At 37.0% G+C, this 19,892-nt stretch carries 23 protein-coding genes and 1 pseudogene; 8 read left to right on the forward strand and 16 right to left on the reverse strand.

The window, feature by feature from the left end; all coding sequences use genetic code 11:
- Position 1: 1 nt before the first annotated feature.
- Both QGM71_RS08415 and QGM71_RS08420 read left to right on the forward strand, forming a co-directional pair.
- Positions 2-133, forward strand: a complete 132-nt coding sequence (locus QGM71_RS08415) for a hypothetical protein (protein WP_327607094.1) — start codon at positions 2-4, stop codon at positions 131-133.
- Positions 134-305: 172 nt separating this feature from the next.
- Positions 306-587 carry a hypothetical protein gene (locus tag QGM71_RS08420; protein WP_327607095.1) on the forward strand — a complete coding sequence of 94 codons (282 nt, stop codon included), beginning with the start codon at positions 306-308 and terminating at the stop codon, positions 585-587.
- A gap of 137 nt (positions 588-724) precedes the next feature.
- Here QGM71_RS08420 and QGM71_RS08425 read toward each other — a convergent pair whose 3' ends face one another.
- Positions 725-2,242 carry a malate:quinone oxidoreductase gene (locus QGM71_RS08425; protein ID WP_327607096.1) on the reverse strand — a complete coding sequence of 506 codons (1,518 nt, stop codon included), beginning with the start codon at positions 2,240-2,242 and terminating at the stop codon, positions 725-727.
- A 552-nt stretch (positions 2,243-2,794) separates the two neighbouring features.
- Between QGM71_RS08425 and QGM71_RS08430 the strand changes: the two genes are divergently transcribed.
- The 3 genes from QGM71_RS08430 to QGM71_RS08440 all read left to right on the forward strand — a co-directional run bounded on the left by QGM71_RS08430 (position 2,795) and on the right by QGM71_RS08440 (position 5,566).
- Complete coding sequence (locus tag QGM71_RS08430; protein WP_327607097.1) at positions 2,795-3,298, forward strand: DUF1259 domain-containing protein; 504 nt, start codon at positions 2,795-2,797, stop codon at positions 3,296-3,298.
- Between the two features lie 352 nt (positions 3,299-3,650).
- On the forward strand, positions 3,651-4,559 hold the full coding sequence (gene metA / locus QGM71_RS08435) for a homoserine O-acetyltransferase MetA (protein WP_327607098.1): 909 nt from the start codon (positions 3,651-3,653) through the stop codon (positions 4,557-4,559).
- A 230-nt stretch (positions 4,560-4,789) separates the two neighbouring features.
- Positions 4,790-5,566, forward strand: coding sequence for a SurA N-terminal domain-containing protein (locus tag QGM71_RS08440; protein WP_327607099.1), 777 nt, complete (start codon positions 4,790-4,792; stop codon positions 5,564-5,566).
- Positions 5,567-5,682: 116 nt separating this feature from the next.
- Here the strand turns inward: QGM71_RS08440 and QGM71_RS08445 are convergent, their stop codons facing one another.
- Entirely contained in the window at positions 5,683-6,696 is a 1,014-nt protein-coding gene (locus tag QGM71_RS08445) for an NADP-dependent oxidoreductase (protein ID WP_327607100.1), read from the reverse strand.
- Positions 6,697-6,790: 94 nt separating this feature from the next.
- Positions 6,791-7,168: an SLAP domain-containing protein gene (locus QGM71_RS08450; protein WP_327607101.1), complete on the reverse strand. Its 378-nt coding sequence runs from the start codon at positions 7,166-7,168 to the stop codon at positions 6,791-6,793.
- Between the two features lie 185 nt (positions 7,169-7,353).
- Here QGM71_RS08450 and QGM71_RS08455 point away from each other — a divergent pair, with 185 nt between their 5' ends.
- The gene (locus tag QGM71_RS08455; RefSeq protein ID WP_327607102.1) at positions 7,354-7,821 is read left to right on the forward strand and encodes a hypothetical protein; all 468 of its coding nucleotides are present in this window, start codon (positions 7,354-7,356) and stop codon (positions 7,819-7,821) included.
- A gap of 303 nt (positions 7,822-8,124) precedes the next feature.
- On the opposite strand, the gene QGM71_RS08460 is transcribed toward QGM71_RS08455, so the two are convergent.
- From QGM71_RS08460 to QGM71_RS08485, 6 genes and pseudogenes are all read right to left on the reverse strand, one after another.
- Positions 8,125-8,382: a hypothetical protein gene (locus tag QGM71_RS08460; protein ID WP_327607103.1), complete on the reverse strand. Its 258-nt coding sequence runs from the start codon at positions 8,380-8,382 to the stop codon at positions 8,125-8,127.
- A 55-nt stretch (positions 8,383-8,437) separates the two neighbouring features.
- Complete coding sequence (locus QGM71_RS08465) at positions 8,438-8,959, reverse strand: GrpB family protein (protein ID WP_327607104.1); 522 nt, start codon at positions 8,957-8,959, stop codon at positions 8,438-8,440.
- Between the two features lie 36 nt (positions 8,960-8,995).
- A complete protein-coding gene (locus tag QGM71_RS08470) occupies positions 8,996-10,813 on the reverse strand; it encodes a M3 family oligoendopeptidase (protein WP_327607105.1) in 1,818 nt (605 codons plus the stop codon).
- 125 nt (positions 10,814-10,938) lie between these two features.
- Positions 10,939-11,634 carry a Type 1 glutamine amidotransferase-like domain-containing protein gene (locus QGM71_RS08475; protein ID WP_327607106.1) on the reverse strand — a complete coding sequence of 232 codons (696 nt, stop codon included), beginning with the start codon at positions 11,632-11,634 and terminating at the stop codon, positions 10,939-10,941.
- Positions 11,635-11,809: 175 nt separating this feature from the next.
- Positions 11,810-12,067, reverse strand: a pseudogene (locus QGM71_RS08480) (GNAT family N-acetyltransferase); the annotation flags it as partial.
- Positions 12,068-12,204: 137 nt separating this feature from the next.
- Complete coding sequence (locus QGM71_RS08485; RefSeq protein ID WP_327607107.1) at positions 12,205-12,549, reverse strand: hypothetical protein; 345 nt, start codon at positions 12,547-12,549, stop codon at positions 12,205-12,207.
- A gap of 275 nt (positions 12,550-12,824) precedes the next feature.
- On the opposite strand from QGM71_RS08485, the gene QGM71_RS08490 reads away from it, so the two are divergent.
- Positions 12,825-14,381, forward strand: coding sequence for an ABC-F family ATP-binding cassette domain-containing protein (locus QGM71_RS08490; RefSeq protein ID WP_327607108.1), 1,557 nt, complete (start codon positions 12,825-12,827; stop codon positions 14,379-14,381).
- 671 nt (positions 14,382-15,052) lie between these two features.
- Positions 15,053-15,196, forward strand: a complete 144-nt coding sequence (locus tag QGM71_RS08495; RefSeq protein WP_327607109.1) for a hypothetical protein — start codon at positions 15,053-15,055, stop codon at positions 15,194-15,196.
- Positions 15,197-15,347: 151 nt separating this feature from the next.
- On the opposite strand, the gene QGM71_RS08500 is transcribed toward QGM71_RS08495, so the two are convergent.
- The 7 genes from QGM71_RS08500 to QGM71_RS08530 form a co-directional block, all read right to left on the reverse strand.
- On the reverse strand, positions 15,348-15,692 hold the full coding sequence (locus tag QGM71_RS08500) for a metallophosphoesterase family protein (RefSeq protein ID WP_327607110.1): 345 nt from the start codon (positions 15,690-15,692) through the stop codon (positions 15,348-15,350).
- 424 nt (positions 15,693-16,116) lie between these two features.
- The gene (locus QGM71_RS08505; RefSeq protein ID WP_327607111.1) at positions 16,117-16,674 is read right to left on the reverse strand and encodes an isochorismatase family protein; all 558 of its coding nucleotides are present in this window, start codon (positions 16,672-16,674) and stop codon (positions 16,117-16,119) included.
- A 213-nt stretch (positions 16,675-16,887) separates the two neighbouring features.
- Positions 16,888-17,241 (reverse strand): hypothetical protein, encoded by a 354-nt coding sequence (locus QGM71_RS08510; protein ID WP_327607112.1) that lies wholly within the window; start codon positions 17,239-17,241, stop codon positions 16,888-16,890.
- A 306-nt stretch (positions 17,242-17,547) separates the two neighbouring features.
- Complete coding sequence (locus QGM71_RS08515) at positions 17,548-18,204, reverse strand: Type 1 glutamine amidotransferase-like domain-containing protein (protein WP_327607113.1); 657 nt, start codon at positions 18,202-18,204, stop codon at positions 17,548-17,550.
- A gap of 248 nt (positions 18,205-18,452) precedes the next feature.
- Positions 18,453-18,779, reverse strand: a complete 327-nt coding sequence (locus QGM71_RS08520) for a Type 1 glutamine amidotransferase-like domain-containing protein (RefSeq protein WP_327607114.1) — start codon at positions 18,777-18,779, stop codon at positions 18,453-18,455.
- Positions 18,780-18,888: 109 nt separating this feature from the next.
- The gene (locus QGM71_RS08525; RefSeq protein WP_327607115.1) at positions 18,889-19,059 is read right to left on the reverse strand and encodes a hypothetical protein; all 171 of its coding nucleotides are present in this window, start codon (positions 19,057-19,059) and stop codon (positions 18,889-18,891) included.
- A 160-nt stretch (positions 19,060-19,219) separates the two neighbouring features.
- Positions 19,220-19,756 (reverse strand): GNAT family N-acetyltransferase, encoded by a 537-nt coding sequence (locus QGM71_RS08530; protein ID WP_327607116.1) that lies wholly within the window; start codon positions 19,754-19,756, stop codon positions 19,220-19,222.
- Between the last annotated feature and the right edge of the window lie 136 nt (positions 19,757-19,892).

Here is a 19,892-nt window from a genome sequence, read left to right on the forward strand (position 1 = left end):
CATGAAAAAAATGCTTTTAACTATGCTGATTACAATGGGGGTTATTTTCGTTTCTGTGAACCTCACAACAGATGCAGGTTTCGCTGGAAATGAAGACCATCCAGAACCATTCAGTCAGAACGAAACGATTTAACCGGTAAATTCCCAAACCAGTAAAATGTTTAAGGGATTTTATTGGAATTAGGAATGGACATAGGACGCCTCCTCTGTCCGTTATTTACCTTCTGTATAAAAGCAGGTGATTTCAAATTAACGTCGAATAGTTAAACTAAACCTGGATAGCGTCAAATGGAAGGGGGATCTGCATGACAGCAGATAAGGTAAAAGGCTTCATTGGTCTAGGTGCTACGTTAAGTATAGTTGGGCTTATATTATTATTTTCCAGCATAAGTTTCGGAACGTCACTTGCAGATGGTTGGTTAGTGAGAAATGGTGGTATGTCAGACTCTTCGATTTATGAACTTAGAGTAAATAGCTACACAACTAACTTTTTAGCTTTTGGAAGTATCACATTTGCGATTGGACTTTTCACTACTATTTGGTCTTCTTATAAATTACTTGCTGATCATAATGAAAATGAAATCTGACAGGTTATGTTGTGACAGTAGATAAGCACCCTGCCAGCTTAGCAGGGTGCTTCATTTAATTACTATATTCTCTTTGTGTCATAAGGTGAATTTCGTACATGTTTAAGGTATTTAGACATGTTTCTATCAATAAAAAATTAACTAAAGGAGAGCTCTTTTTCTTCTCTTTCTTCTTTACTTAGCCCAAGCGCCTGCTCTGTTGAAGCATGAACTTCGTGCAGGAGCTCTGGATTTTCCATTAATGACACACCATAGGAAGGAATCATTTCCTTAATTTTAGGTTCCCATTCCTGCATATGCTGAGGGAAGCATTTATTGATTACCTCAAGCATAACATGCACGGCGGTAGAAGCACCCGGCGAAGCTCCCAATAATGCTGCAATCGAGCCATCAGCGGCAGTAACCACTTCTGTACCAAATTGAAGTGTTCCTTTACCGCCTGCTTCGGTATCTTTTATAACTTGTACACGTTGGCCGGCTGTTACTAAGTCCCAGTCCTCGCTTTTGGCGTTCGGGATAAACTCGCGTAACTCTTCCATGCGTTTTTCTTTTGATAACATCACCTGCTGGATCAGGTATTTTGTCAAGGGCAGCTCTTTTGCCCCTGCAGCCAACATCGTTAAGACATTGTTCGGTTTTACAGATGTTACTAAATCAAACATGGATCCAGTTTTTAAGAATTTTGGTGAGAAGCCAGCATATGGTCCAAACAGCAACGATTTTTTATTGTTGATAAATCTTGTGTCAAGATGCGGAACAGACATTGGTGGAGCACCAACCTTCGCCTTGCCGTACACTTTAGCATGATGCTGGGATACAACATCCGGTTTATTGCACACCATAAATTGCCCGCTAACCGGGAATCCTCCAATATGCTTTCCTTCAGGAATACCCGATTTTTGCAGTAAATGCAAGCTTCCTCCTCCGCCTCCGATGAAGACGAATTTAGCAGTATGGCGTTCCACAGTACCACTACCCAAATTCTTCACTTTCAATTCCCACAAGCCGTCACGAGTACGTTTAATATCATTCACATTATGGTTGTAGTTTATATCAATATTCTCACTCTCTATGTGGTCAAACATCTTACGTGTTAAAGCACTAAAATTAACATCCGTTCCGGAGTCGATTTTTGTTGCTGCTATTGGTTCACTCGATGCGCGGAGTTGCATAATAAGCGGGATCCATTCCAACAGTTTTTCTGGATCATCGGAAAATTCCATCCCTTGGAATAGAGGATTTTTCGTTAGTGCTTCAAAACGTTTCTTTAAAAACATTACATTTTGTTCCCCATGTACTAAACTCATATGAGGCAATGGCATGATAAAGTCCTGAGGATTATGTATCAAGTTGCTGTTTACAAGATAAGCCCAAAACTGCATAGAAACCTGGAACTGTTCATTAATTTTTATAGCTTTACTAATATCTATAGATCCATCCGGCTTTTCGACCGAGTAGTTAAGCTCGCACAGTGCCGCATGCCCCGTTCCCGCATTATTCCATTCATTAGAGCTTTCCTCTCCTGCATTTGCAAGCTTCTCAAACACTTTAATATTCCACTCCGGTACTAATTCTTTCAAGAGTGTCCCTAACGTTGCACTCATGATTCCTGCACCGATTAAGATGACGTCTGATTTAGTTTCAATGTTGCTCATTTTTACCAACCTTTCCCCATAGAAAAGATGCAGGTATCACACCAAAATAAGCGCAATCCAGCCTCACACCACTTCTATCTCCGTTATAAGTTTATCATAGTATAATAAAATTATATATAGATGCAGATATCTACTATTATATGATAATTATTGGTTATTTAAAAGGTTAAAAAGACAGTAGTTCATCAAGAAATTGGTTTGCCGTTAAGCTGTACACCGAGACCCTCTAGACTAGATACCATTATGATCCCTGTTAGCATAAAAAGCGGTTGACCCTACTAAACAATTGCATACTTGAATAGAGATATTTATGAAGTATTGCCCCCTTCCTTAATAAGGATAAAAGGATAACTATAAATGATTTTTTTTCCTCCTCGATCCGATGGTGCAATTGTATGGGTCCTTACAATTAGTTCTTCCACAGATAAGTTCTCATTTTATAAAAGTGTCTAGCAGCTAATTCACTATTTTTCCTCACCATAGTTAGTTGCACACTCGAAATAATTTTTTTTTTCATATTGATAAGGTATGAGTAAAAAGGAGGTGTTATAGGTGTCAAATAGAGAAAGATTAAGGCATAGAAAGCGAAACATTGATGATGTTAGAAAAGCCAGACACAATAGGGCCAAAAGGAAAAAGGAAGTTATGACGGACGATATTGAAAGTATTTGTGAACGCTTTGCCGAAATTTTAGATGCAGATTCTGAAGTTACAAATGGGGTTTGTGTCGCTAGTCGGGTTAGGGATCTTGAAGCCAGTATCATGGGTCGTGAAACCAATTCACCACTAGTATTTCCACAATTTTTTTCATTTGAGAATTTTGATGATGAAGGAAATACCCTCAACTTAGGGGAAACTGTCATTTTGCAACATGAAATTAATCCGTTTGTTGAAAGGTTAGTAGAACAAAACATTCAATTTACCGCATTTCACAACCATTGGTTATTTGATGATCCAAGATTAATGTATGCTCATTTTCAGTCTATTGAACCCCCATTAGAATTTGCACGAAAAACTGCCAAAGCTTTAGAAGTATTAGAGGATTTTAAAAGATAACGAGTAGTCTGCTAGTTTTGCCAACTGTATTCTATATGAAATGATTGTTAATACTGCCTCAAATGAAGGACACTTATTTGGGTGTCCTTTTCCACATTAAATTCCCACTCTATTCCTGCACACTGATTTAATCATATACTATGTACGATAACATTTTCATCAAATTGATTGGTTTACTGCTCACTACTTTGAGATAATCACTTTTGTTGAAGTCAGAGCTTTTAAAAAGGAAGTGATGCGAGACCTGATTTACTGTTTCTTCTCCCTTTTTCAATTGCAATGGGTTGCCGAAATATTCTTTAGACTTTATAATAAGATAATTATCTGAAAAGACAAAAAGGAAGCGATATAATTGCCAATAAATATTCCTAGAGAACTGCCTGCAGGTAAGGCTTTAAAGCAAGAGAAAATTTTTGTGATGGATGAAAATCGAGCCAAAACACAGGACATTCGCCCATTAAATATTGTCATTCTGAATTTAATGCCTGAAAAGGAAAAGACAGAGTTACAGCTGTTACGACTATTAGGGAATACCCCTTTACAAGTAAATATTACGTTTTTACGTATGGTAACACATGAATCGAAAAATGTAAGTAAATCACATTTAGATACATTCTATTCTACTTTTGATGAAATAAAGGATCGGCGATTTGATGGTATGATAATTACAGGTGCACCTATTGAGCAGCTGGAATTTGAAGAGGTTACATATTGGGAAGAAATAAAGGAAGTAATGGAATGGTCAAAGCAACATGTGACCTCTGTACTGCACATTTGCTGGGGAGCGCAGGCTGCGTTGTATTATCATTATGGGATTGAGAAGCATGCCTTGCCAAAGAAGTACTTTGGTATATTTCCCCATGATATAACAGATCCCACCATTAAACTTGTCCGTGGGTTTGATGAAATTGTACATGCCCCCCATTCGCGGCATACGACTGTATCCTATGATGCTGTGAAAAATAATTCAGAGTTAACGTTGCTATCATCTACAGAGGATCGGGAGCCTTTTATCATCTTGTCCAACGACGGGAAGCATGTTATGATCACTGGCCATCTGGAATATGATGCAACTACACTCGGAGACGAATATACACGGGATTGTGATAAAGGGCTTGATATCGAACTGCCGGAAAATTACTACCCGCATAATGATGTGACTAAAAAGCCGCTTAATACGTGGCGCTCTCATACCCATCTGCTCTTTTCCAACTGGCTGAATTATTATGTATACCAGCAGACACCTTTTGAATGGAAATAAGTTTTAACGATGCTATTAGATAACATGGAGACTCTGCCACTATCAAGTGGAAGAGTCTTTTCGCATTGGTTTATTTTTATGATTGATATGGGTTATGAAATAACTGCGTATAGTCTGACTTTTTCGGATTGTCACATTTGAGGCTGCATCTTTGGAAGGAATGATGCCTCTATCGTGTACAGACAATAATTTTATGTTACAATAACCCCCAACTGGTTTAAAAAAGGAGAATGACATTGAATAAAAAATGGATAATAAGTTTACTCTTTGCCGCACTTGTGCTTACGCTAGCTGCATGTGGTAATGATGATGAATCAGCTGAAGATAATAATGACGAAGCAGAAGAGGCTGCACCGGGTACAGAACAACCTGAAATGCCTGAGCCTGATTTAGAAGGTATTCCTGAAGTTGTTGCAGAAGTAAATGGTGAAGAAATAACAAGGGAAGAATTTGAAACTACGTATCAAGGTCAATTTCAGCAAGCCAGCCTGCAAGCAATGATGTCTGGTCAAGAGATTGATCAGGATCAATTAAAAGGACAAATAGCAGAAGGTTTGGTTGGTCAGAGACTTCTTATACAGGAAGCAGACAATAGTGGTATAGAAGCCTCTGAAGAAGAAATAGATGAAATCCTAGATCAATTGGTAGAACAAAATGGTATGGAATCAAGAGATGAATTCCTGGCTGCTTTGGAAGAACAGCAGGGAATGTCAGAGGAAGAAGTAAGATCTGAGCTTGAATTGCAGGTTAAAGTAGATCAGCTTATAGCCAGAGAATCTGGTGACATTGAGCCAACAGACGAAGAAATGGAAGAGCTTTATGAAGAGTTTGCCGCTCAGCAGGAAGAGCATGCTGCCGGAGAAGATGGTGAAGAAACAGATGTCCCTTCATTTGAAGAAATGAAACCAGATCTTGAAGCACAAGTAAAAAGACAAAAAGAAGCAGAAGCATCCCAATTACTTGTTGAAAAGCTTCGTGAAGATGCAGACGTTACGATTCACATTTAATTTAACAGTTAAAAGACTATCAAATCCGATGATTTGATAGTCTTTTTTTGTAGAGCCTAAAGATAACAGGGTATGCATGCTCTACCTGGTTAACACAAATCCGTGACTCTTTCTTTTCACTCGCCGTCTGCTACTTTGACAAGTTGTTTTCCGATATTCTCACCGGAGAACAGCCCTAAGAAGGCATCTGGAATTGCTTGAAAACCCTCTTTTATTGTCTCTTCAAACTTCAGCTCTCCACTTGAAACACCTTGCGCAAGGAATTTGTAAGCTTCTTTGAAATGCTTTGAAAAGTCACCAACGATAAAGCCTTGCATCAGCACTCGAGATTTAATGAGAAACGACTGGACACGCAATCCAATATCCTCTTCCCCTTCCTTCAGGTTATAAGAAGAGATTGCTCCGCACACAGGGACACGTGCAAAGGTATTCAGTAGTGGCCACACTGCATCCGAGATCTCTCCACCAACATTTTCATAATAGACATCAATCCCGTTCGGACAGGCAGCTTTTAATTGGCTCGAAAGATTCCCCTCTTTGTATTCGACGGCAGCATCATAGCCAAGTGTATCTGTTATATATGCTGCTTTTTCCTTTGAACCGACGATTCCAATAACACGTGCACCCGCTTTCTTTGCCAGTTGACCTGCAACTTGCCCGACAGCTCCAGCTGCACCAGAGACAACCACTGTCTCACCTTCTTGTGGCTTGCCAATATGCATCATACCAAAATAAGCAGTTAATCCGGGCATACCGAGTATACCCAATGCGGTACTTGGGTTCAGTCCATTTGTGTCCACTTTACTTAAGCTGCTTGCTTCTACGATATGGTACTCCTGGAAAGCAAGGTTTCCTCTGACAATATCACCCTTATTCAGCTGATCACTAGCTGAATCAACTACCTGTGCCACTACACCACCATTAAGTGGTTCACCAACTTGAAATGGCTCTACATACGAAGGCCCATCAGACATCCTCCCCCGCATGTATGGGTCTACCGAAATATACAATGTCTTTAATAATACTTCATTTTCTTTCGGCTCCCCTACTTCTACTTCTTTAAATTGGAAAGTCCGTTCATCAGGCATACCATTTGGGCGTTCCTGTAATATGATTTGCTGTTGTTTCATATAGTTAACCTCCTGTACATTAGTATGTAGTATCATTTTGTCTTATACTTCCCACTTTCCCTTCTAATTTTGGATTAAACTACCACGGATATAATCAGGATATACTATCTAGCACACCACCATGGAAATTTTCAGTGCTATTAAAACTGCCAGCAGGAAAGATAAATGTCCATGGCATACTTGTTTGCTTTTCAACTGTTATCGGTGGAGAAAACGTGTGCTCTGCGAATTTCACACCTTGTATTGAATATGTCATTTTCTCATCAGTTATGGAAAAATCCTGTTGACTCGTATTATGTATAATAACGGCAACTAACAGATCTCCGCGATGATTTTTGGCTTGCCAGAGTGAAGTAAACTGAACCATTTTGTCCGTTGACAGGATTATTTCCCGGAACGTTTGCTCAATCCGTATCCGGTCCTGATCGGCAATTGTGCTATCCCATGCCGATTGAAACACAAGCTTTTGCACTGGACGCCCTCCTTCCTTAATTAACCACTGTATTCATCATAATGCTTTTAGGGAAAAATATATACCGAAAGCAAATAGCAAACCGAGACGGCTATCTTTGAGCACGCCCACATCCCTCGTATTTTTCAAAAACCACGTGGTATAATAAAATTGAATCTTAAAATCATATTTTACTTGGAGGTAACATGCTTACATTTGAAGAAAAACTAGCAATTATTGAGTCATTTCCTGAATTACAGCGTAACGATGTCTCACTTGGTCGTGTCAATTTTCACTTTGAAGAAAGTGTATTGGATAAAAAAATTGTCGTCTATCGTCTGCATCCTAACGGAAACGGATTTGTTTACGCAGAACTAATAAATGATGACTATTCGGTCGATTCTAAAGGGATGGTTAACATACGTGATTTCTCGGAAATGGAGCTTCTTAAGGTGATTAAACAATCCATAGAATCACTGTCTGAATCGGAACCTTTTGAAGAATCATGGGTAAATGCAGATAGTCAAAACCTCCTATTGGTTGAGGAATACGGCACATGGAATATTTATGCTGGGGAAATGCTGGACGGATCGTATGCAACCTATAATGGCGCAGTCGATTATCTGCATCAGGAAGGTTTCAGACGTTTACAGGATGAAGATTTGAAGAAATAAGAACCAACAAAACAACCCCTGAGTTAGGGCTCTAACTAGCAGTCAGATGCGGGAAAGAGATATCAACATTGATAAAATTAGACTATTAAAAAGGTATCGGGTATGAAAACCTAATACCTTTTTCTGTTTAGTTCAATTCGATTATAGGCAGTTTCGTTTTCACCTGCAAGAGATTTTGTCTTCTCAAGCGAATTCTTCTTCTGAGAACGTGGTATCTACTGTTCTTTGACGTAACTTCAATCTCCAATTTACTAAAGATTGATAAATGAAGCATACCCGTTAATTAGATGTAAAAAGCTGCATTTAGTCAGAGAGTTTCACGCCGTATTCTTCTTCCAGTTCCTTATAAATCTCTTTCAACTTAGGTTTCTTTGCTATGATACTCCGTGCATTGTACGACAAATTAATTACTTCCTCACTCTGCTGATCCTTTGGTAAGCCTTTCTCATATTGGTAAGTGTCCAGTAACGTGCTCTCCAGTAGTTGTAATATGGAATACTGGGTTTTAAGTGCCTGTATCAACAGTTCTTCCTTTCTATCATCTGATTCCAATCTACTCATATTAATTCTCCTTTGAATGATGATTTTTATTTATAGAAAGCGTTATAGTGCCATACTAAATACTTTTTTGACTTTCAGCGTACCAAATAAGTGCTTTTTGTTCCAATTCCTGAACGTATTTTTTTTTTGCTTGACTGTATTCCCTTGTGTTATCGAAATGCTGAACCAATTCCTCTTTAAATCGACTGTACTTAGCTGCTTTTTCTGAATGGGTACGCAGATAATCCCTAAATACTAAATGTCGTTTAATATGAGGGTTATTAACTTGATAAAAGTGAATATGATGCGTTCTGTTTTCCCCGCCTTTTCGAAATAACCTTCTTCCTGTAATCCCCCATTCACCGGCAACATCATACCCTAGTGACTCCATTTTGCTGTTGAATAAATCAACTTTATCTATGTCTTTTACGATACACATCATATCGATTACAGGCTTTGCCTTTAATCCGTAAATCGATGTACTACCAAAATGTTCAAATTGAATAACTTCTTCCCCAAAAACTCTTTGCAGAAATTGAGATTCCTTTTGAAACATTTGAGCCCAGTTTTCATCAAAATCAGTAAGTCGAACTTTCATGCAATAACCCCCTGTGATAAAAAGTAAACGTGTTTGTTAGATCATTGGTTTTGTGACATGATCAGAGGTTAAGTTTATGAATTCCTCAGCGTCTTTTACGCATAATTTCATTCCTTTATCCCAAAATGTTTCTAAAGTAATATCCTCTCCCAGATGCTTCATTACCAAATCTTCTATAGACATCCTTCCTGAATCACGAAGCAAGTTTAAATAATCTTTTTCAAACGCTATCCCTTTTTCTTTTGCTTTTGCGTATATACTTAGAGAAAATAAATACCCAAATGTGTAAGGGAAATTATAAAACGGTGATTTTGTTATATAGAAATGAGGGGTCCAAATCCACGACCGAACTGAAGCATTTTCAAAGGAACCTTCATAGCTTTCCTCCACTGCTTCTTGCATTAATTCGTTTAAACGTGAAGAAGAAACAAATCCTTCTTTCCGTTCCTCGTAAAACTTCAACTCAAATAAAAACCTTGAATGCAGATTCATGAAGTTCATTACACTGCGTTTTAATTTTTCATCCAGTAAAAACAAATGCTCTTCCATTGATTCCGCTTTCTCCATAGCTGCATCTAAAACAATCATTTCAGAAAATATAGAAGCTGTTTCAGCCATATTCAACGGATATTGTTTGCTTATCCCATCAACTGATTCCATTGCACAGTTATGAAAAGCGTGTCCCAATTCATGTGCCAGGGTTAAGATATTTGTGATTGTCCCACCATATGTCATAAAAACTCTTGATTCCCCTGATAGTGGAAACCCTGCACAAAATCCAACGGCTGATTTATTAGGTCGGTCTTCTGACTCTACCCATCCTTCAACAAAAGCTTTCCGTGTAAATTTTTCTAACGACGGACCAAATTGGCTGAATTTCTCCAAAATAAAATCGACAGCTGTTTGGTAGCTGATTTTTTGAGTATCTGTTGAGATAGGTGCCCAGAAGTTATACGACCGCATCTTTTCATCACCAAGAATATTGGCTTTTTGATTTAAGTAGTTTTTAAAAGGTTGTTTATGCTTGCTGACTGTTCTCCACATGGCATTCAGTGTTTCTTCCTTCATTCGATTATTAAACAACGGTTCTTCTAAAACATTTTGCACACCCTGCTTTTTATATATTTGTAACCGAAATCCTGCTATATGATTAAGTATCTTTGCAAATAATTCTTCTTTTTCTTTCCATTTAGCTTCTAAAGCCATATGAGCCTTTTTACGTACCATTTCATCAGGATCCGATCGTAAATTAATCGCCTGGCCAACTGATAATTTGCATATTTGTCCATTGACTGGGACATTAATTTGAATACCACCAATAAGCGTTTTATAAAACTGCCCCCAAGAATGGTAGCCATCAATTTTCAAATCCGAAACCATACGATCTTCTTTTTCCGAAAGCTGATTATCTGCTTTAAACCGCCATTCAGTTAAAATAAATTTAAAGTTATGTAACACGTCCGTATCCAACATACCTTCCCAAAGAGTATCATTTATATTTAAAAGTAATTTCTGTGTTCTTTGTATAGCAGACTCAAAACGAGCAGAAATAGAGGTGATTTTCCCTTGAAGTATTGTAGCCTTATGATCATTTGGATTCTGTGCCAGCAGACAAGTTATAAAAGAATTAGTTTGAGCTACTTCCAGTTGAATGCGCGTTATGTATTCAATTAATTCTGCAATCATTAATGAATCTGTTATTTCTTTAGGGGTATTTGTGACGTTTAATTTATTATCAAGTTCACTGAGATTGGCTTCCATCTGTTCTATATGAACTAGCAGCTCAGGTGATTCACTCCCTCCCGCGAACAATGATTTTAAGTTCCAAACTTCTTGATATTTTTCCTTTTTCATTTGTTCTCTCCCTATTATGTAGTTAAATTATACGACTGTCCTCCAACTGGACACCTTGTAAATAAATTTTTAAATTATCTATATCCACTTACTTTTAATCGTCAAAATTTACTATTGTCCTTATTTTAGACACCAAGGAATTCCGTTTGAAGCTCTTTCTCAATCACCTTTGTATCAAATGATATACTATATGCTTTAGCCTCGGGTCTTGAACTAACTACTTTACTTACTTCCTGTTCGATATAATGAATTGCTACCCCATCATCCGCAGCAACCCCAGCCTTTATATTGTTTGATGCAACAAGTTTGTGATAAGCAGGCCTTCTTTCTATATCGCCGTCATAATGTGGGCAGTTACTACCCTTTAAGAAACCTAAACATTCTATCTGTTCAAGCCCATCTCCAAATGAATCTGTTACACCCTCATCAAACCAACAAATGGAGCCTGCACTGATTCCAGTTAATATAATTCCTTTATTCCATGCTTTTCTTAAAATGCAATCCAAACTCCAGTCTTTCCACAAAGCTAATAGATTTTTAGTATTCCCTCCCCCTACAAATAGTATATCTTTTTCCATTATGAATCCCTCTAAATCCCTAGTTGGTGGTTCAAATAGAGATAAATGCGAAGGGATACAGTTTTGATTATTAAAGAAGTTATAATATCTTGAAATATAATTATCTGAATCTCCGCTAGCAGTGGGGATAAAGCAGATTTTTGGATTGATTTTCTTTGATTGGTTGAGTATGTACTTATCTAATAAAGGATTGTCTGGTTCCATTGAAAAACCTCCACCGCCCAGTGCAATTATTTGTCTCATTTTCATTCCCCCTCTCTAACAAAATACTAGTCATATAATTTATATTTATTAGGCAGGCTCTTTTCATAATTAAGATTACTAATTCCTTCATTAACTCTTTTTAGCTGAACCAAGTAAGCAATGCTCCTATTATTCTAGCATCGTATTCCGTTTAGTTTAGTTGATTTGAGTAAGATTATCGATACTCAATCAACCAGCAATCCTCGTATTTTCCCTCGTGAAGTTCATGCTTAGGAAGAATCCTGATTTTGCTAAAACCACACTTTTCATAACATTTAATAGCCCTCAGATTCCTTGTTTGGGGATCCATAACTATTCGGTCCGCTTTTTTATGTCTGATTAAATAGTCGACCATAGATGTAACAAGTATTGTTCCAACTCCTTTGTTCCAATACTCGACCTCACCTATGAATTGGTCTGTCCCATAAATATTTTCATCAAGCTCATGAACAAAGGCGCAAGCGCCCGTTTAGGGACGTACGGACTGGACTGAGCCGCAGGAGATAAAGGAAACACAGCGACCAGAGGGAGCCGATGTTGACTTATCGTACGGAGGTGAAGGAAGTCTCGCTAGTCCCTGGGCGCTGGAGCTGGACGTGGCTGTTTAAGTGTAAGAATTAATTGCAGCCAAAATTTTATACTTCCTAGTTCATCAAGATACCCATAATCTTTTTTTGTTTCATCATCTAATTGATAAAATTGAATATATCCTATTTCCTTATTTTCAAATTCTACTATACATCTAACGGAATCACTTTCTGAAGCATAAAACACTTTGTTTACCTTGACTAAATCAAAAGGATTGTCCCTTCCTTCATAAAATTCAAGAACTAATAGGTCTGATAGCCATTTTGCTAATAAGTAATGATCCTTTTCTTCTAAATTACGTACTTTTAATTTGCCTTGCTGAAACAACAAAATATCACCTCATTGTAGCTGCTTTTAAAAGATAACTCGGTTCTGTTTCTTTATGAATTATTGCCTGGTTAAAAAACTTGTTACGTAACGAATCCTTCAAAATCTGTATTTTTATTTTAACATATGAAATTACAGATTTATTTGAATTTACTTATTAGAACCATCTATCATTACCTTTATGAAGTATCTCCACTATTTAACCCTATCCTTTTTACACAAGGACCTTTATAATAGTTAGGGTGAATCTTAATTGAAGGAAAAGGTGTATTAACATGAGTTTATTAACCGTTACTAATTTAAGTCACGGATTCGGAGATCGTGCGATTTTCGATGAGGTGTCTTTTCGTTTACTACAGGGAGAACATATTGGGCTTATAGGTGCGAATGGTGAAGGTAAGTCCACTTTCATGAATATTATTACAGGCAAACTGGAGCCTGATACGGGAAATGTTGCCTGGTCAAAACATACACGTGTTGGTTACTTGGACCAGCATGCAGACTTGAAACAGGGCTTAACTATTCGAGATGTGCTTAGGACTGCTTTCCAATACTTGTACGACCAGGAAGATGAAATGAATCAACTCTTCGCAAAAATGGGAGAAATGGACCCAGATGAATTGGAAGATATTTTGGAAGAAACCGGTCGTATTCAGGATGCACTTACAAATAATGGTTTCTATATCATCGATGCAAAAGTTGATGAAGTGGCTAATGGACTGGGCTTGAATGATTTTGGACTGGATCGTGATGTCCACGACTTAAGTGGTGGGCAGCGAACTAAGGTATTGCTTGCCAAGCTATTATTGGAAAAACCAGACATTCTTGTCCTTGATGAGCCGACCAACTATCTTGATGTCGAGCATATCGAATGGTTGCGCAATTATCTGCTTGAGTATGAACATGCTTTCATTCTCGTTTCTCACGATATTCCATTTCTCAACAGCGTAGTCAACTTGATCTATCATATGGAAAACCAGCAATTAACACGCTACCCAGGTGATTATGATGAGTTCTTGCGTGTGTACGATATGAAAAAGCAGCAGCAGGCATCTGCCTACAAGAAACAGCAAAAGGAGATTGCCAACCTGAAGGACTTCGTAGCTAGAAACAAAGCGAATGCCGCTACAAGTAAAATGGCAACGTCTCGTCAAAAGAAGCTGGATAAGATGGATGTAATCGAGTTGGATTCCGAGAAACCGAAACCGGAATTCCGTTTCAAACAAGCCCGGACTCCTGGCAGATACTTGTTCGAAACCAAAGAGCTTGTTATTGGCTATGGAGAACCATTGTCGAGAACACTTAATTTAGCGATGGAGCGTGGACAGAAATTAGCTCTCTTAGGAGCCAATGGCATCGGTAAAACAACATTGCTTCGCAGTATTCTTGGCGAAATCCAACCGGTTTCAGGTAAGGTTGAATTAGGGGAACATCTCCATATCGGATACTTTGAACAAGAACTAAAAGAAACAAGTAATAATACATGTATTGAAGAAATATGGGACGACTTCCCTCATCTCACTCAGCAGGAAGTTCGGAGCTCCTTAGCTAAGTGCGGGCTTACACGAAAGCATATTGAAAGTAAGGTTAAAGTATTAAGTGGTGGCGAAAAGGCGAAGGTTCGTCTTTGTAAATTAATTAATAAAGAAACAAATTTACTCGTTCTCGATGAACCTACCAATCACCTGGATCGTGACGCAAAAGAAGAACTGAAGCGGGCACTAAACGATTATAAAGGCAGTGTACTCCTCATTTCCCACGAACCAGACTTTTACAAAGACATCGTCACAGACGTATGGAACTGTGAAGATTGGACCACGAAGGTATTCTAGAGATAGTGCCTGTCACTTCCCGGTTTTTAGCATATTTTGTCGAAATTAAATTGAATGCAGAACTTCTATAATAGAAAAATGTACCCTGTGAACGGACATGTTCCACGTGTCTGCTTACAGGGTACATTTCTAAATAACTTCAAACAGTTACCTGGGTAATAACAAGACAACCCTTTCTAAAAGATTGGGACTGTACCTGTACCTGCATATTACTCGGTACACCGATTTACTTTTACTTTCCGACCTACAACTTTTATATAAAGGACGACGTAACTTGTTATTGACGTAATTCCGCTACGGAAATACACTTCGCTTTCTCCACTCCGGATACAAGTGCAACATCTGCTCAGCTCCACTTCGTTCACTTTATCTACACCTGTTTCCCATCCGACATACAATTATCCCCCAAACAAAGAAAAACCGACATTTCTGCTTAAGAAATTTTCCTACTGGCTTGACCGTCGTATAGGTTGTAATTCGTATGAAGTAGTAACAAAAATTTCAGAAGATGCTCGCACTGACCTAAAAATCTGTGAACTATTTTATAGCAAACTTATCTTACACTCATTTACCCGTGTATACCACAAAATATTGACTCTGCAGATGGTCTCCTACGAACCGTAAGCACCTTGAAAGCATGCAGCCATACACAGGATAGTATTTTCGAAGTAATGAAAAATGAGGATAACCTGATCACCGTACAGGATATTCATGGAAGACAAGTCTATCAAATTGCAGATTTCCCTGTTAAAAATATTCAGCCTGGAATCCTGCTTCAAGGTGATATTGGAATAGCCAAGCATGAGTTCTTTTGAAACTTGGTATTATACAGAAAATGTCTATCTACAACTGGCACTAGAATATATTCATTTTATAGACGAATAAACCTAAGTGAGGGCTGCCCTAGTATTTATCACTAAAAAAGATAATTTCTGCACGAATCGTACGGTCGATTTTTAAAATTCCCTATGAATAATAAGGAAGTGTTCGCTTGTCGGTTGGAGATCCCGGGTTGATCAAAAGTGTTTTTTTAGAATAACGTACCATCGGGATATGTGAATGTCCAAATATAATTACATCCGGATCTTCCATTTCAAACGCTTCCATCGATCTTCTTTCCGTGGTTTTCTTTTCGCCGTGTCCGTGGACAATCCCAATTTTATGTCCATTGATATGTAGGATTTCCTGGTCAGAAAATTGCTCTTGAATATCCTTATTATCTACGTTTCCATAAACTCCTTTTACTTCGGCATATTTAATAAGGATATGAAAGATATCCATTGAGTTCCAATTACCAGCGTGAATTATCAAATCTGCGGTCTCTCATTCCTTTAAAAGATCGGTCGGCAGCTGTTTTCCTTTTCCAGGTATATGTGTATCTGCAGTTATGACAATTTTCATCGTGCTGGTCTCCTCTTTGAGATCTATAGATATACTTCTTAACCAAAGGTAAAGTGAATTGTATACTTTTCCAAACTAACCCTGCTTGCTAATGAATTAGTCCCACTGGTTTTTTTCTAATAAAAGAGGGGTGAGACAAGTATAACGGGTTCCGTTTCCTATCACAAAACGCAGAATTACACTTTAAAATGTAACTAAATTTGTATAAGTATTTTCATCGAATTTGTAGTGATATATGTAATAAAAATTAAAAATCTCAGTTCAGCTGAGATTTTTTTTCTATTTATTTTCAATTGCTTCTTCAACTAACGCACCATTTAGTTAAATATGGTTATTATCGATATTTATTGTGTTCAGGTTTAATCAAATCTTCATTAGAATTCCTAACGATTGAAAAATTGTCTACATTATAATGACCGTGAAGGGTTTCGTTGTGATGAAGAATTATTTGTTGTGCAGTTAAGTTTTTGGAATCAGAAGTAGAATGACCATCCCCGACTAATGTTACATCAAAATGATTGATTGTTGCCGTTCTAACAGCTATATCAATACAATGTTCCGTTTTACATCCCATTATTACAAGATGCTCTACATTGTTTCTACTTAAATGTTTTTGTAAAGAAGTGCCATAAAATGAATTTGTAGCGGATTTATCAAATATGAAAGCAGTGGATGGCACTTTAATATCCTTATGTATCTGGAATCCAGTTCCTTCTCCATTCGAAACATCTAAATCTCTCATAAAAACTATGGAGATACTTTCGTTTATTGCTTTTTCAATTACGGTATTAATGTTATTAATAATTTTTTGTTTCTCAAAAACCCCTTGTTCTTCATTATTACCTTCCATCAAGTCCTGTTGAGCATCAATTATCAGTAAAGTTTGTTTCAATATTTTTCCTCCTTAACACTTACAAGTTAAGCCATTTTTACTAACCTCTTTATATTTTCGTCAAAAGATGAGCTAATACCTCTTCCACAAACCTGCTTACGTTAGCACAATAAGAAAGATGTGATGTGATCAACTTATTTATCTTCAACTCTTGCACCTTTTTAGTGAAAAAAAGGTATATTTCTTAAACCACTTTTCTCGTTTGAAGATCTATTAGTGAATATTCTTTTCTGTACAAGTAATTTCTATTGTATTATTCATTGGATCTAAAACAGGAAAACTCCAATACCCTTTCCATTTTGGCTCAAAATAATATTTTGGTATTTGATTACTTAATATGGAATGGACAATGTCATTGAAATCTTCTCTATCACATTCTAAAGACCAACCTATCCTTGGTTCTGTTCCACCTTTCCACCCTGGTTGAATGGAAAACTTGTTTGATGGTTGGTTATATTCTGCATTGTACTCTATACTTAATTGGTGAGCGCCAATCTTAAAAGCAATCGAACCTTTATCATCCCATATAAGGTTTAACTGAAGTATATCAGAGTAAAACCACTTCATTTTCTCCAAATCGTTACAAAATAAATATGTGAATCCCCATCGCTTTGCTATATTAAATCCCCCTTTTAAGAAAATTTGCTTATTCCACTAACCTGCCTTATTGTATATATTCAACAAAAAAGGATGCTTCTCCTTCTTCGAGGATTGCACCAGTTAATTAAAGAAGAAAAAGTGACGCATCTTTAACACTCGGGCCCGATTGCAGTAGACCGTTCTGCACACCTATGCTTTCCATACAATCCTATTTTACCTAGTTCTTCTTGCATAAAGAGATTAATTCAATTAAACCATAGCCATTCACTACAACTAGAGCGTCTCATCCAATTTCTGAATCTTTGAGTGGGAGATTAAAAAAACATTGCCTAAAACGTCGATTTTATCTCCCTTTACCCGTACAGCGCAATCTTTGTTCGACGCATAAATATTTATTTCTTCCGATAGGAGTGATAGTTCGCTTTGAACCAGTGCAATGTTATTTTCAAGATCAAAATGAGACAGGACGGAAAAATTGTCAAGACCAATTCCGTCGTAAACAGAGCTCATTTCAACTTTAAATCCAAGGTTTTTCGAGCATAACCATTTAGCGGACATGTTGATTGCACCAGCGCTTGCTCCCATCACAACGGCGCTGCTTTTTTTAATCGAATCCGATAATTCATATTCCATCAAAAAACCATTTTGTTTAAGAATATTCCCCCCCAACAAGAAAATGACTGAAGCATTTTGAATTATCGTTTGGGCATCTTCCTTCTGTACGCGATAATTAATTAAATGATATTCATCAAACATAATGCCAGCCTGGTCAAGCCACGAGCGTTCAGTAGCACCATCATCTTCATTAATAGATGGATTCGAGCTAATCATAGCAAGCGATTTTCTATCAGTTATATCCCCCTGTAACACCCTGCCCAAATTCTCTGGAAAAAAATCGTTAAACCAACCTAAATAATAATGCGTTTTCATAAGTACCCCCATAGAAAATGTAAATAACATTTATTCCTTTCGTCACTCATTCTGTATTCTTGTCACCAACAAAATACGCTCCATATGGCCGATTGTTGAACACAAGTTAAACTATGCTCTTCCACTAACCTGCCCCTTTAACACAACAAGCGACTGTCCTTATTTAACAATCGCACCCATTTGTTGAAAAAGAAAAGTGCCGTTGTTTTCCACAATTACGCCCTTTTGTTGAATATCGTTTAGGTAAATCATTCAATTATAATTACTTCTCCATCCTTTAATGCTTTAAAAGGTATTCTATTATTAATCATATATTCAATATATTTGTCTATATCCTCAGACTCTGGATGGTCTGATTTATAATGGGGGGCAATTGCATATTCCAAAATATGTAGTCCATCCCAAATAGTTTGATATTCTTCCCCAAACGGCTTTTGATTTGGGTCATCTGCAAAATGAATACCTTTTAGCGTTGGTCCAAGGATACAAACGCCTGCACTGTACCCTCCATATAAGATGTTCTTGTTGTCCTTATAGTACTTTTTAACAATTTCATCGAAACCACTTAACCTCATAGCCTGTTGCCACCCCTTACCCAGATAACATCATACTCATTAAGTTTTCCTTTTAGTCCTTCTGAGTTACGGAAATACTTTTTCAAATCTAGAATATCCACTGTAAAACCTATTCTTTGAAGATCCGATACGTCCATTGCGTCACTTTTATTCTTTCTAAATCAGTTGCAAAATCTAATGCATTATTGTTATAAGCAACTTTTTTATTGCCATTTTTCGTGATGTCTATTAATTTTTGTTCTTCATTTCCAATTTTAAAAGATGATAGATAAAATTTCATATTATCCTCCTATTTTCCGTTAAATAGCTCCGTTTGTTAAATAAAGATTAATCTTGACTCTTCTACAATCCTTCACCAATAGTTGAATAACGGGTGCATCTTTCTTTCTTGAAGTAATGCACCCGTTATTTTAAGTGTATGTATTCACAAAGAAGGACAATTATAATAGCATATTGTCATAATCACTTTTAAGTATTGCCATAATAATCTCATCTGAATATGTTTTATTGTAAAATAAAGACTGACGTAAGACACCTTCTTTTACAAATCCCACTTTTTCATAGGCTCTAATTCCACGTAAATTATGGCTAAATACTTCTAACTGTATACGATTTAATTTAAGTTGTTCAAAAACAAAACTTAGAACTATTTTAATGGCTTCTATACCATAGCCTTTTCCTGTTAATGAAATAGAAGCCATTGATATTCTGAATCCTGCTTTTTTGCTTTCCTCATCAATATCTAAAATTGATAACTCTCCAATCATTTCATCACTGCTTTTTAGACAAATAGCGAAATCATAACGACTTGAATCATTATTTATATTCTTTATATGTGCCTTAATTTGCTCCATAGAAAAACTAAGATTAGTCCCTGTCATATAACGTATTTCTTTATCTAGTGTATTTTCTAACATAATAGGAGCATCTGACTCACAAAGAGGTCTTAGATAAATTCTCTCGCTTTCTAATCTCATTTTGACTTTCTCCTCATTTCTGTTGTTCAATTTATTGTTTGAGTAAATGGACTTACGTTGATATTACATTAATCTATAATGCTGTGATATACCAAGAACAATTTATAAAAGTTCTATCCACAACACAATGCATTGA

It is taken from the genome of Virgibacillus tibetensis (genome assembly GCF_036026595.1).
Classification (GTDB): Bacteria; Bacillota; Bacilli; order Bacillales; family Amphibacillaceae; genus Virgibacillus_P; species Virgibacillus_P tibetensis.